At 73.2% G+C, this 13,163-nt stretch carries 13 protein-coding genes; 7 read left to right on the top strand and 6 right to left on the bottom strand.

Annotated elements, in window-relative coordinates:
• Window positions 1-240: 240 nt before the first annotated feature.
• Entirely contained in the window at window positions 241-771 is a 531-nt protein-coding gene (locus FJK98_RS30905; RefSeq protein ID WP_145922161.1) for a nitroreductase family protein, read from the bottom strand.
• Between the two features lie 84 nt (window positions 772-855).
• Entirely contained in the window at window positions 856-1,692 is an 837-nt protein-coding gene (locus FJK98_RS30900) for a hypothetical protein (protein ID WP_240762450.1), read from the bottom strand.
• 317 nt (window positions 1,693-2,009) lie between these two features.
• Between FJK98_RS30900 and FJK98_RS30895 the strand changes: the two genes are divergently transcribed.
• Window positions 2,010-3,275 carry an aspartate kinase gene (locus FJK98_RS30895; RefSeq protein WP_145922160.1) on the top strand — a complete coding sequence of 422 codons (1,266 nt, stop codon included), beginning with the start codon at window positions 2,010-2,012 and terminating at the stop codon, window positions 3,273-3,275.
• A gap of 5 nt (window positions 3,276-3,280) precedes the next feature.
• The gene (locus tag FJK98_RS30890) at window positions 3,281-4,342 is read left to right on the top strand and encodes an aspartate-semialdehyde dehydrogenase (protein WP_145922159.1); all 1,062 of its coding nucleotides are present in this window, start codon (window positions 3,281-3,283) and stop codon (window positions 4,340-4,342) included.
• Between the two features lie 42 nt (window positions 4,343-4,384).
• On the opposite strand, the gene FJK98_RS30885 is transcribed toward FJK98_RS30890, so the two are convergent.
• A complete protein-coding gene (locus FJK98_RS30885) occupies window positions 4,385-5,761 on the bottom strand; it encodes a diguanylate cyclase (protein ID WP_205789566.1) in 1,377 nt (458 codons plus the stop codon).
• 218 nt (window positions 5,762-5,979) lie between these two features.
• Here FJK98_RS30885 and FJK98_RS30880 point away from each other — a divergent pair, with 218 nt between their 5' ends.
• From FJK98_RS30880 to FJK98_RS30870, 3 genes are all read left to right on the top strand, one after another.
• Complete coding sequence (locus tag FJK98_RS30880) at window positions 5,980-6,663, top strand: histone deacetylase (protein WP_228544209.1); 684 nt, start codon at window positions 5,980-5,982, stop codon at window positions 6,661-6,663.
• Window positions 6,664-6,805: 142 nt separating this feature from the next.
• Window positions 6,806-7,264: a lamin tail domain-containing protein gene (locus FJK98_RS30875; protein ID WP_145922157.1), complete on the top strand. Its 459-nt coding sequence runs from the start codon at window positions 6,806-6,808 to the stop codon at window positions 7,262-7,264.
• Between the two features lie 200 nt (window positions 7,265-7,464).
• Window positions 7,465-7,941, top strand: coding sequence for a hypothetical protein (locus FJK98_RS30870; RefSeq protein ID WP_145922156.1), 477 nt, complete (start codon window positions 7,465-7,467; stop codon window positions 7,939-7,941).
• 23 nt (window positions 7,942-7,964) lie between these two features.
• On the opposite strand, the gene FJK98_RS30865 is transcribed toward FJK98_RS30870, so the two are convergent.
• Both FJK98_RS30865 and FJK98_RS30860 read right to left on the bottom strand, forming a co-directional pair.
• Complete coding sequence (locus FJK98_RS30865) at window positions 7,965-9,071, bottom strand: calcium:proton antiporter (RefSeq protein WP_145922155.1); 1,107 nt, start codon at window positions 9,069-9,071, stop codon at window positions 7,965-7,967.
• A gap of 64 nt (window positions 9,072-9,135) precedes the next feature.
• Window positions 9,136-9,816, bottom strand: a complete 681-nt coding sequence (locus FJK98_RS30860) for a M23 family metallopeptidase (RefSeq protein WP_145922154.1) — start codon at window positions 9,814-9,816, stop codon at window positions 9,136-9,138.
• A gap of 255 nt (window positions 9,817-10,071) precedes the next feature.
• On the opposite strand from FJK98_RS30860, the gene FJK98_RS30855 reads away from it, so the two are divergent.
• Window positions 10,072-11,298: a hypothetical protein gene (locus tag FJK98_RS30855; protein WP_145922153.1), complete on the top strand. Its 1,227-nt coding sequence runs from the start codon at window positions 10,072-10,074 to the stop codon at window positions 11,296-11,298.
• Window positions 11,299-11,409: 111 nt separating this feature from the next.
• Here FJK98_RS30855 and FJK98_RS30850 read toward each other — a convergent pair whose 3' ends face one another.
• Window positions 11,410-12,141: an SDR family NAD(P)-dependent oxidoreductase gene (locus tag FJK98_RS30850; RefSeq protein ID WP_145922152.1), complete on the bottom strand. Its 732-nt coding sequence runs from the start codon at window positions 12,139-12,141 to the stop codon at window positions 11,410-11,412.
• 69 nt (window positions 12,142-12,210) lie between these two features.
• On the opposite strand from FJK98_RS30850, the gene FJK98_RS30845 reads away from it, so the two are divergent.
• Window positions 12,211-13,038: a LysR family transcriptional regulator gene (locus FJK98_RS30845; protein WP_145922151.1), complete on the top strand. Its 828-nt coding sequence runs from the start codon at window positions 12,211-12,213 to the stop codon at window positions 13,036-13,038.
• Window positions 13,039-13,163 lie beyond the last annotated feature (125 nt).

Raw genomic sequence — 13,163 nt, 5'->3', positions numbered from 1 at the left:
GCCGAGATGAGGTTCGGATCTGCTGGACGGCGCGGTTCGACTCCGCGACGGGGTGCCGGCCGGTCAGGCCCCGTCGCGGCGACCAAGGAGAAGGTACGCCCGCCACATGACAGAGTGACCCTACGTGATGAGTCGGGGGGTGCAAAGGTGGGTCCGGACTCTGAGATCGGAATCGCACCCGCCGCCTGCCGTCGCCGGGCCTCCGGCCGGGGTCCCGCAGCCACCGTCTGGAGCGGGGTGTCAGCCGAGCAGCAGGGCGTGGACCGGGTGCCGGCGGCGTAGCGCGGTCTCCCGGCGCAGCAGGTCCCCGGGCAGGGCGGACGGGTCGCCGAGCGGGCCCACGGCGGTCACCACCAGGGGGCGTACCCCGGTGGACAGGTCCAGGTCGGCGGCGAGTGCGGCCCGGTCGAAGTCGCGGATCTGGCGCACGTACAGGCCGAGCGCGGTGGCCTGGACGCTCAGGTGGGCGATCGACTGGCCCAGGTCGTACGCGCACCGCTCCGGGTCGCCGGCGACGTGCGCGCCGACCACCAGCGCGGCGGCGTGCCGGGCCCAGCGCTGGTCGGCCCCGGTGAGGCTGACCAGGATGCGTTTCCAGGTTTCGTCGTCGCGGCGGCCGAGGGCGAACCGCCACGGCTGGGCGTTGCCGGCCGACGGGGCCCAGCGGGCCGCCTCCAGCAGGGACGCCGCCTCGTCGCCGGTCAGTTCGGCGGTCGGGTGGAACGCCCGGGGGCTCCAACGGAAGGCGAGCAACGGGGTGAGGTGAGCCATGCGAAGAGAATCCCGTATGGGTTATTTGGTGGATTAGCCCGCTATGGCAAATGTGGTCAAGGCCACCCGTAACGCCCGAACGGGTCAGGACGTTCCGGGGCTCGGCTCCGCTGACGACACCGACTCCCGCCCGAGCGGCTCACCGGGCACCACCGGTCCGGCGAGCGGCACCGTGTCGGGCGCCGGGCCGGGCGGGCCGGCCAGGGTCAACGTGCCCAGCGCCGCCCGGACGAAGGTGGGCGTCCCGTCCGGCTGGTAGCAGTAGATGCCCACGTCCAACGGCGGGTTCAGCGAGGCGGAGGTGCTCTCCACCGCGTAGCAGGTCCCCGGGACCCCGGGCGGCGTGGTCGCCGTGGAGACCGACAGCGCGGTACGCCGGTCGGTGAGCACCTCCAGCCAGTCGGTGAACGGGTGCTGCACCCGGGGGTCCAGCCGGTGCGGCACCGTGTCGTCCCGGTCACCCAGCCGTACGCAGCTCGCCGGCTCCGGCCGGCCGGCCGACGGCAGGCCGCACTGGAACAGCCCGTCCCGGGTGGCGGTGAGCGCGACGTCGGCCGTCCCGCCGAGGGCGCCCCCCGGCACGTCCACCCGCCAACTGCCGTCGTTCGCGCTGGTCACGGTGATCTCGCGGGTCGGGCCGCCGGTGCCGGTCAGGGTGTACCGGGCGGTCAGGTGCCGGTCCCGGGCGGCGGCGGCCAGCGCGGCCAGCCCGTCGCGGGCGCTGTCGACCGCGGCGGGCGCCGGATCGGACGGCGACCCGGTCGGCGGGGCGTCCGGCCCGTCGGAGGCGCAACCGGCCAGCAGCACCGGCAGCACCAGCACCGGGAGCACCGACCGGACCGGCCGCCCCCGGCGGCCCGGCGACCCCGATCCGCCCGGCGGTTGCGGCCGGGCCGGATCGACCAGGTGGGCCGGCGGCATCCGACGGTCCGGGTGCGCCGGTCGGGTCGGCGGCTCCGGGACGGGGGGGATCGGGCGGGGGTGGGCATGCACCGGGTCATTCTGCGCCCGGCGACCGCCCCGGACGACCCCGCACGGACCGGTGACGGCCGGGCGTGTCGGGGCCCCGTCCCCCGCGCGAACCGCGCTGCGCGGCGGTGGCCTGCGCCGGATGGTGGGATCACCCGACCCGCACTCGCGTACCGCCCGATACCCTGGGGTGGTCTGACACGCGCCGCCGGACTTCAGCCGGCGGCGTCGGCACGCTCAGGGTCGTCGCTGGGAGGGAGTGCGCCGTCGTGGCACTCGTGGTGCAGAAGTACGGCGGGTCCTCCGTCGCCAACGCCGAGCGGATCAAGCGGGTGGCCGAGCGCATCGTCGCCGCCCGCAAGGCCGGCGACGACGTGGTGGTGGTGGTCTCCGCGATGGGCGACACCACCGACGAGCTGCTCGACCTGGCCAACCAGGTCAGCCCCCTGCCGCCAGGCCGTGAGCTGGACATGCTGCTCACCGCCGGGGAGCGGATCTCGATGGCGCTGCTGGCCATGGCGATCCACAACCTGGGGTACGAGGCACGCTCGTTCACCGGCTCGCAGGCCGGCGTGATCACCACCTCGGCGCACGGCCGGGCGCGGATCATCGACGTCACCCCGGGGCGGCTCAAGGGCGCGCTCGACGAGGGCGCGGTGGTGATCGTGGCCGGCTTCCAGGGCGTCTCGCAGGACACCAAGGACGTCACCACACTGGGCCGGGGCGGCTCGGACACGACCGCCGTGGCGCTCGCCGCCGCGTTGCACGCCGACGTCTGCGAGATCTACACCGACGTCGACGGCATCTTCACCGCCGATCCCCGGATCGTGCCCAACGCCCGGCACATCCGGCACATCACCTACGAGGAGATGCTGGAGCTGGCCGCCTGCGGCGCCAAGGTGCTGCACCTGCGCAGCGTGGAGTACGCGCGCCGGGCGGGGTTGCCGATCCACGTCCGTTCGTCATACTCGACCAACACCGGCACCATGGTCACCGGATCGATGGAGGACCTTCCCGTGGAACAGGCACTGATCACCGGGGTTGCCCACGACCGCAGCGAGGCGAAGATCACGATCGTGGGGGTGCCCGACGAGCCGGGCGCCGCCGCCAGCATCTTCGACACCGTGGCCGGTGCCGAGATCAACATCGACATGATCGTGCAGAACGTCTCCACCGAGGGCACCGGGCGCACCGACATCTCGTTCACCCTGCCCAAGGCCGACGGGCCGACCGCGATGGCCGCGCTCAGCAAGATCCAGGAGCCGGTCAAGTTCAAGGGCCTGCTCTACGACGACCACGTCGGCAAGGTGTCGCTGATCGGTGCCGGCATGCGCTCGCACCCGGGCGTCGCGGCCGGCTTCTTCGCCGCCCTCGGCGCGGCCGGCGTCAACATCGAGATGATCTCCACCTCCGAGATCCGGGTCTCCGTGGTCTGCCGGGACACCGACCTCGACCGGGCGGTACGCGCCATCCACGACCAGTTCGAGTTGGGCGGCGACTCCGAAGCCGTGGTGTACGCGGGAACCGGGCGGTAGCCCCGATGGGACCGCAGCCCACCCTGGCCGTGGTCGGGGCGACGGGGGCTGTCGGCACCGTGCTGTGTGACCTGCTCTCCTCCCGGCGCAACGTCTGGGGGGAGATCAGGCTGCTCGCCTCGGCCCGCTCCGTCGGGCGGCGGGTGCGTTGCCGGGGCGAGGAGCTGACCGTCGGCGCGCTCACCCCCGAGGCGTTCGACGGGGTCGACGTGGCGGTCTTCGACGTGCCCGACGAGGTGTCGGCGCACTGGGCGCCGATCGCCGTCGAGCGGGGTGCGGTGGTCGTCGACAACTCGGCCGCGTTCCGGATGGACCGCGACGTCCCGCTGGTGGTGCCCGAGATCAACCCCGAGCAGGTGCACCACCGGCCCCGGGGGATCATCGCCAACGCCAACTGCACCACGCTGACCATGATCGTGGCGATCGCCCCGCTGCACCGCGAGTACGGCCTTCGGGAACTGGTGCTCGCGTCATACCAGGCGGTGTCGGGGGCGGGGCAGGCCGGGGTGGACGCGCTGCACCTGCAACTCGGCAAGATCGCCGGGGACCGGGTGCTCGGCTCCCGCCCCGGCGACGTCCGGCAGGCGGTCGGCGACGAGCTGGGCCCGTTCCCCGCGCCGCTGGCGTTGAACGTGGTGCCGTGGGCGGGGTCACCGGCCGAGCAGGGCTGGTCGTCCGAGGAGATGACGGTCCGCAACGAGTCCCGCAAGATCCTCGGCCTGCCCGACCTGAAGGTCTCCGCCACCTGCGTACGGGTGCCGGTGGTGACCGGCCACTCGGTCGCGGTGCACGCCGTCTTCGCCACCGAGGTCGACGCCGAAGGGGCCCGGGAGGCGCTGCGTAACGCCCCCGGCGTGATCCTCGTCGACGACCCGGCCGCCGGGGAGTTCCCGATGCCCATCGACGCGGTCGGCACCGATCCGTCCTGGGTCGGCCGCATCCGCCGGGCCGTCGACGACCCGCGCGCCCTCGACCTCTTCGTCACCGGCGACAACCTGCGCAAGGGGGCCGCCCTCAACACCGCCCAGATCGCGGAACTCGTCGTCAAGCCCCGTACCCGCTCCTGACCGGGCCGGCCGTCGCGGTCGGTCACCGGCCGGCCGGGGTCGTCAGGGGGCGGAGAGCTGGACCCGGTCCCGACCCCGGTGCTTCGCCGCGTAGAGGGCCTGGTCGGCGCGGTGCAGGGTGCGGTCGGCCGGTTCGCCGGGGAGCGGTAGGGCCACGCCCACGCTGATCGTGCGGCCGGTGCGCCGGGCGGCCTCGGTCAGCCGCTCGGCGATGCGGACCGCCTCGTCGGCGTGGGCCACCTCGATCACCGCGACGAACTCGTCGCCGCCGGTGCGGTACAGCTCGTCGCCGTGCCGTAGCGCCGCCTCCAGGGCGCGGGCCAGCCCCACCAGCAGCCGGTCCCCGGCCTGGTGGCCGTACGTGTCGTTGACGCTCTTGAAGCCGTCCACGTCGATGGCGAGCAGCGCGGTACGCCCGGGGGTGGCCGCCGCGATCCGCCGCCCGAACGTGCCGGTGTGCCGCAGCCCGGTGAGCGGGTCGAGGCTGGCCTGTTCGCGCAGTTGCGCCAGGGTGCGCAGCCGCTCCAGGGCGGCCCACGCCTGCCCGGCGAGCAGTTCCATCAGGTTGACAGTGGTCGGGTCGGGGCGCAGCAGCCGTTCGTCGGCGACCAGCAGCACCCCGCCGTCGTCCGGTGGGCCGACCGGCACCGACACCAGGGTGCGTACCCCGGCGCGGGCCAGCGCGAGGTGTTCCTCGGTGGGCGGGCAGCCCGGCTCGCCCAGGGTGTACGCCGCGCCGTACCGGTGGGCCCGCGCGACGAGCCGGTCGAGCTGCGCGGTCGAGGCGTCGGCCAGCGCGGCCCGGACCCGCGCCTCCCACTCGGTGGGGACGGTGGTGGGTGCGCCGACGCGGGGGCCGTGCCGACCGGCGAGCACCAGCACGGCGGTGGAGAGGGTGGAGACCTCCCGGGCGGCGGTGAGCGCGGCGGTCAGCAGGTCCCAGTCGGTGGGCGCGGCGGTCATCGCGGTGGCGTGCCGGAGCAGTTTCTCGCTGCGGCTCTCGGCGGGCGGACCGCCCAGCGCCGCGATCCGGGCACCGAGCCGCTCGGCGAGCCGGTCGGCGGTCTCCCGCCACGGCGTGAGGTCCACCGGCCCGCTCCACTGGAGGTCGAGCACGCCGATCGGCCGGCCCTGCGGGTCCCGCACCGGTACGCAGATCTCGGCCGTGACGTCGGGGCGCAGCGGCAGGTAGTCCGGATCGGCGGTGACGTCACCGACGGTGGCCCCCACGCCGGAGGCGTACACCCGGCCGACGATGCCCGACTTCGGCGGGACGGCGGAGAAGACCTGCCAGGCCCCGGTGGCGGCGATGCAGCGCAGCCGGTCGTGCACCTGGAGCAGGACGGAGATCGTGGCGGGGGCGTACCGGGCGAGCGCGGTCACCGTCCACCGGCAGGCCTCGGCGGCGGTCGACGCCATCGACAGGCGGACCGTGACGTCCCGGACGACTCGCTCGTGATCCACGTTCTTCCAGGTGGGAGAGGGCCCGGCGGGTGCCGGGGCTGCGATCAAGCGTACTCAGCGGTGCGTAGTCGGTCGCATCAAGATCAGTTTGTTCGTACACATGTTTCATCCACAGGGTGTGGACAGGGCCTGTGGGCGATAGCGTGGGGACCCCGGCGCGGGGAGGGGGCGGGATGGAACTGCTCTGGTACGTCGCCTACGGGTCGAACCTGCACGCCGCCCGGCTCGGCTGGTACCTCTCCGGCGGCCGGCCGCCCGGCGGGCTGCGCTCGTACCCCGGCTGCCGGGACTGCCGACCGCCGCGCCGGACGCTGCCGGTGCTGATCCCCGGCGGCATCTACTTCGCCGGCGAGTCCCGGGCCTGGACGGGCGGGATGGCCTTCTACGACCCGGCGCTGCCCGGCGTCGCGGCGGCCCGGGGCTACCTGCTCACCCGGGCGCAGTTCGCCGACCTCGCCGCCCAGGAGATGTACCGGCCCCCCGGCGACGACCTGCCCGCGCTCGACGTGGCGGTGGCCGACGGGCGGGCCACCCTCGGCCCGGGACGCTACGAGACCCTGCTGCGGGTCGGCACCCGCGACGGCCTGCCGATGCTCACCTTCACCGCGCCGTGGCGGGCCGCCGACGTGGCGTGGACCCCGCCCGCCCCGGTCTACCTGCGGATGATCGCCGCCGGGCTGCGGGAGGCGCACGGCTGGTCGCCGGCCGAGACGGTCGACTACCTGGCCGACCGGCCCGGGGTGGCCGGGCACTGGACCCGGCCCCGACTGGTTGCCCTGATCCGCCCGCCGGACGAGTGCGGATCGGTGGAAGGGACGCCGTCGCCGGACGATCGCGTCATCCATGATCACCATTAGGGTCCCGCTGCCGGGACTGGCGGACCGGATTGGCGACGCGGCGCATTTCCGGTCCACAGTCGCCGGTCCGCGTCGATAACCTCGGCCCACTTTCCGTGGCCGGTCCCCGTGGACGCCGGCCCGTGAACCTGTGGGGGTACGCGTGCAGCACACCAGACTCGTCGGATTCGCCGTGGCGCTCGCCGTCGCCGTCGGCGGCTCGCTCACCGTCGCCGGCCCGGCCCAGGCCGCCACCCCGGCCGTCGAGATCACGAAGGTCTACTACAACTCCCCGGGCACCGACACCCGCTCCAACACCAGCCTCAACGCCGAGTACGTCAAGCTGACCAACCGGCGCAGCTCGACGCTCAACCTGAAGTCCTGGACGCTGCGCGACAAGTCCAAGCACGTCTACACGTTCTCCGGCGACGTCCGCCTCGCCAAGGGCGCCAGCGTCTACATCCACACCGGCAAGGGCAAGAACACCTCCACCCACCGGTACTGGGGCTCCGGGAACTACATCTGGAACAACACCGGGGACACCGCCTACCTGCGCAACTCCGCCGGCACCGGGATCGACTCCTGCACGTGGGGAAGCAAGGGCAGCTACACGTACTGCTGACCACCGCTCGGACCCGCGGTGACCGGAACGTTGAGGGGCGTACTCCGGCCATCGTTCGACCGTCCCGGGAAGGGCGGCCGGCGACTCCTCGCACCGGGAGTCGCGGCCGGTCCCGGGGCGGTCGACCCGTTTGCGCCCGCGCCGACCCGACCCCGGCGTCCGGCCGGGTCCGTGTCGGTCGGCTCTGCCATGCTGGGCCGGTGACGGTGACCTGGCGACACCTGCCCGCCCCGGCCCGCGAGATCGCGGTGGCCGCCACCGCGGCGGTCGAGGCCGCCCGCGCCCGCGACGGCGCGGCGTACGACGGCGCGGTGCCCCGGCTCGCCGGTGCCGACCGCGCCGGGCTGGTCCTCGGCGGCGTGGTCCGGCTCCTGCTGGAACAGGCGCACCCCGACGGGCTCGACAGCGACGACGTGCGGCAGGTGCTGGAACGCTGCGTCCGCGCAGCCGCGACCTGGCGACCCGACGTCGACCCGCACGTGGTGCTGGTGCTGCTGGCCGGGGCGCTCGGCGTCTACGACCCGGGTGACGACGACACCCCGCCCGACCCGGTCGCCGTCGCCGCCCACGCGCCGCTGCTGGTGGCCGACCTGCTCGCGGTGACCGGGGTCCCGTTCGCCGGCTGCCTGGAGGCGGCGTTCGCCGAGGTCGCCCGCACCGAACGCCACGACGACTGACGACGTCCCGCCGGCGCGGCGGGTCAGGGGCTGGCGGCGAGGAAGACGAACGCGGCGAGCAGCACCAGGTGCACCCCACCCTGCAGGACGGTGGCCCGGCCCGGCACCACGGTCAGCACCCCGGTGACGGCGGTCAACGCCAGCAGGGTCAGTTGGGTGCCGCCGAGGCCGAGCAGCAGCGGCCCGTCCAACCAGATCGAGGCGAGCGCGATCGCCGGGATGGTCAGGCCGATGCTCGCCATCGCCGAGCCGAGCGCCAGGTTGAGGCTGATCTGCACCCGGTCCCGGCGGGCCGCGCGGGCGGCGGCCAGGGTCTCCGGCAGCAGCACGAGCAGCGCGATGATCACCCCGACGAAGGACTGCGGCAGGTTCGCCGCCGCGACCCCGGCCTCGATGGTCGGCGAGACGGTCTTCGCGTCGCCGACCACGGCGACCAGGGCGACGACGAGCAGCACCAGGCTCGTCACCGCGGTCCGCGTCGACGGCGGGTCGGCGTGCCCGTCGCCGTCGGAGTCGGGCACGCTGCCGTCGCTGGTGACCGGCAGGAAGTAGTCCCGGTGCCGGCCGGTCTGCACCATCACGAACAGCCCGTACAGCGCGAGCGACGCCACGGCCGCGAAGGCGAGCTGGGCGGGGGAGAACTCGGGGCCGGTCTTGCTGGTGGTGAACGTCGGCACCACCAGGCTCAGGGTGGCGAGGGTCGCCACGGTGGCCAGCGCCCCACCGGTGCCCTCCGGGTTGAACACGGCCACCCGGCGCCGGAGCGCGCCGAGCAGCAGCGAGAGCCCGAGGATGCCGTTACAGGTGATCATCACGGCGGCGAAGACGGTGTCCCGGGCCAACGCCTGGGTCTTGTCCCCACCACTGATCATCAGGGTGACGATCAGGGCGACCTCGATGACGGTGACCGCCACCGCGAGCACCAGCGAGCCGTACGGCTCACCGACCTTGTGGGCGACCACCTCGGCGTGGTGCACGGCCGCCAGCACCGCGCCGGCCAGCAGGAGGGCGACCACCGCCACCAGCAGACCCGGCAGCTCGCGGTTCCAGGTGACGAGCAGCAGCAGCACCGCGAGGACGGGTACCACGATCGTCCAGTCGGACATCCGGGGGCGGGGCAGCGCGGGCATGCCGTACACCTTGCCAGGAAAACCGGGTCGTCGCGCCGCGCCGGGCGGACGCCACCGCGCGGGGTCACCGCCCCGGCTCGATCACCTCCGCCTCGCCCGGGACGCCCCGGTCGACCTCGACCGGCGGGTCGCCCGTCCGCCGCCACGACAGGTAGTGCCGGAAGGCCACCGGCAGGCCCCGCGCGGCATACGGGTCGGCGGCATCCATCACCTGCAGGTGCAGGTGCGGCTGGGTGGAGTTCCCCGAGTTGCCGCAGTCGGCCAGCTCCTGCCCGACGTCGACCGGGTCGCCCACCGCCACCCGGACCGACCCGGCGCGCAGGTGGGCGAGCAGGACGTACCCCCGGTGCCCGGCCAGCTCGACGATCACGTGGTTGCCGGCGACGGCGCCCGCGCCCCGGCGGACCCGGGCCGCCTGGGTCAGCGCGTAGGACAGCAGCGTCGTCGGCGACCGGCGGGCCTCGTGGTCGGCCTCCCCGTCGTGCACCGCCACCACCCGGCCGGCGGCGGGGGCGAGGATCGGCCGCCCGAAGGCCAGGAACCGCTGCGGCGGCTCGGTCGCCAGCAGCGTCCGCCAGTCCCGGACGGTCGCCGTCCGTCGCCCCCGCACCGCCACGAAATCCATCGCGTACGTGGTGGCGAAGAGGTCGGTGCCGTGGCTGGGCACCCGCCGGGCGGGGCTGTTGCGGACCAGCCAGGTGCCCCGGAACGGCAGGGCGAGCACGACCGGATCGGGGATCGACATCGGGCTCCTCCACGGGTGGGACGCCCACGGTACGACGCCACGGCCACCGGCATCCCGGGGGCGAATCCGGCCCGGTCGTGACGTTCCACATCGGCCGGACAATTCTCCCGGCAAAAACAGTACGCGCGTTCCGAATAGTCGGGCCGGCGCGATGGCGTTCAGTCCATCACCCGACAGGCATGCTTATTGCCGAACTTAAATTAATAGATGATGCTCTCGATGGAGAAACATTCTCCAATTGTCGGGAGGACGCAGATGAACAATTCGCTCCGAAGAACCCTCGCCCTGGTCGGGGTGGGTGTCGTACTGCCGTTCATGGCCGTGCCGGCCAACGCGGCATCACCGGGACCGCTGAGCGTCGCGGCGGTGGCGGCCATGACGCCGGAACGACAGGCCACGGTGCTCGAACCCCTGCGGCTGGCGGCCGACGCCGTGGCCCAGGTCGGGCTGGGCACCCGGGCGGACATCTACACGCAGGTCGAGATGGCCGCCGACTATCGGTCGGTCAACGTCTACCTGACCGACGTGCGGCAGGGGCGCGCCTTCATCGCCGCAGTCCGCCGGGTCAACCCCAAGGTGAACACCCGACTGATCAACGTGGTGCAGAGCAGGAAGTCGCGGCAGCAGCTCCGGCAGGAGATCACCGCCCTCACCGAACGCACCGACCTGCCCTTCACGGTCGGCCTGGCGGGCAGCTCCGTCGACGGCAGCGTCATCGAACTCGCCGTGGACGACGCCCAGGCCGCGCACACCTACCTCGCCTCGCCGGCCGTCGCGCAGCGGCGCGCCGCCGCCGACGCCACCGAGATCCGCGTCCGGCAGGCACCCCCGTCGAAGCCGCTGAGCCGCTGGAACGACACCTCCCCGTTCTACGCGGGAGCAGCCCTCGGGCCGGCCTACGGAAGCGAGTCGTACTGCACCAGCGGCATCCCCGCCGTCAGCACCTGGGACGGCCGGCAATGGCTGGTCACCGCCGGCCACTGTTACAACGTCGGTGACAACGTCTCGGCGGCCGGCGGCAATTACATCGGCCAGGTCAAGTACAAGCGGGCCGATCTCGACTCGGTATTCATCGAGGCGCCGACGTACCGATACACGTGGGACGGCGTCGACGCGACCGGCTACGCCCGCTATCTCAACGGCGTACGCAATGTGGCGGTAGGCGATTTCACCTGCCAGCTCGGATACAACTCGAAGGTCGTCTGCAACATCAGGACGGTTTACGCGGGCAATGCCAGTTGGGTCGTGAACGGCACCACCGTCTGGGGCAGCTACGGCGTACCGAACGCCGGCGGCATCGTCGGTCGCGGTGGCGACAGCGGCGGGCCGGTCATCTACCTCAACGACCCCAACTCCCGCCAACTCAACGGCATCGTCAGCGTCGGCTACGGCTGCGGCGCGTCCGGCTGCACCACCGGACTGGGCTGGGTCGACGTGTGGACGATCTTCAACGGCTTCTCCATCAAACTGAACCCGTCCTGACCTGACCAACGGGGTTCGGCGGGCACGGGTGACCGGTCGCCGTCGCCCCCGACTGCGCCAGGGGCCACTCCCTGTTGACGGGAGTGGCCCCTGACCTCGGGCTGAGCCGTCTCACCACGGCACCTTCCCGCCGTCGTCGAAGAACCCGCCGCTGGGGCACTCCCGCCCCAGCGTGGCCAGCCGCACCACCACCGCCGCGCCCTCGGCCGGCGTCCGGGACAGCTCGAAGGGCAGCCCCTTGGCGAAATCCGTGTCACACGCGCCCGGCGCGACCGCGTTCACCAGGATCCCGTCGCCGGCCAGCGCCTTCGCATACTGCACGGTCAGCATGTTCAACGCCGCCTTGGACACCGGATAACCCAGCGACGCCGGCATCCGGCTCAGATAGTGGGTCGCGTCGGTCGTCCACGCCATCGACGACGTGCCACTGGACACGTTCACGATCCGTGCCCCGGCCGAGCGGCGCAGCAGCGGCAGCATCGCCTCGGTCACCGTCACCACCCCGAACAGGTTCGTCTCGAACACCTCCCGGATGCCGTCCAGCCGGGCCGCCCCCGGTGCCTGCGCCGTCCGGTCACCGCCGATCCCCGCGTTGTTGACCAGGATGTCCAACCGGCCGAACCGGGCCCCGATCTCCTCGGCGGCAGCGGCGACCCCGGCCGGATCGGTCACGTCCAGTCGGATCGCCGACGCGCCCTCGATCTTCGCCGCCGTCTCCGCTCCCCGCTCCGGGTCCCGGGCACCGACCAGCACCGTGATCCCCAACTCGGCGAGGCCTTCGGCGACGGCCCGCCCGATCCCCTTGTTCGCCCCGGTCACCATCGCGATGCGTGCTCCACTCATGCCCCGAGCCCATCACCGGCAGCGCCTGCGGACCAGGACCGAACCGGTCCGTGGCGATACCTTGGCGGTATGGATGACGTCGAGACGCGCGAACTGCGTTACTTCGTCGCGGTCGCCGAGGAGCTCCACTTCGGCCGCGCCGCACAGCGCCTCGGCATCGCCCAGCCACCCCTGTCCCGGGCGATCCGCCTGCTCGAACGCCGGATGGGTGTCACGCTGCTGGAACGCACCAGCCGCGCGGTCCACCTCACCCCGCCCGGCGAGGTGCTGCTCACCGAGGCCCGCGGCGCGCTCAACGCGGTCGAGGCGGCGATCCGGCGTACCCGAAAAGCCGCCCAGACCACCCCGCACCTGACCCTGGCCCTCAAACCCGGCGGCGACGCCGGACTGCTGCGCACCATCCTTGACCGTTACGCGGCATCTCCCGGCGCCGTCCCGGTCGACCTCGCCTTCCGGGTCGGCGAACGCGCCGCCATGGTCCGCGACGGCCGGGCCGACCTCGCCCTGCTGCACCGGCCGCAGAACGACCTGACCGGCCTGGACAGCGACGACCTGCACACCGAGGGCCAGGTCGTGCTGCTGCCCGAGGGTCACCGGCTCGCCGAACGCGCCACCGTGTCGATGGCCGACCTGCACGGCGAGCCGATGCCCCGCTGGCCCGAAGCCCGCCCCGGCGTCACCGGTCACCCGGTCGCCGACAGCAACCAGCTGCTGCACCTGATCCAGCTCGGCCGCCTGATCGCGGTCGTCCCGGAATCGGTAGGCGAGTACCTGCCCCCGGGCCTGATCAGCCGCCCCGTCCTGGACGCCGACCCGGCCACCCTGGTCCTCGCCTGGTCCCAGACCAGCACGTCGCGCGAGGTCGCCGCCTTCGTCCGCGCGGCGGTTACCGCCTAATGAAAGTAGCGGCACGCCGGTTGGGTCGGGTGTTGTCCGAGGTCATGGAGCCTGCTGGGGCTCGTCCGGGTCGGGTGTGGTCGGCTCGGTTGCTGTACTCCGCTGCTGTACTTCTTCCGCCGAGC

The organism is Micromonospora sp. HM134 (genome assembly GCF_007833915.1).
Taxonomy (GTDB): Bacteria; Actinomycetota; Actinomycetes; order Mycobacteriales; family Micromonosporaceae; genus Micromonospora; species Micromonospora wenchangensis.
This window is presented reverse-complemented; position numbering and strand designations above follow the sequence as displayed.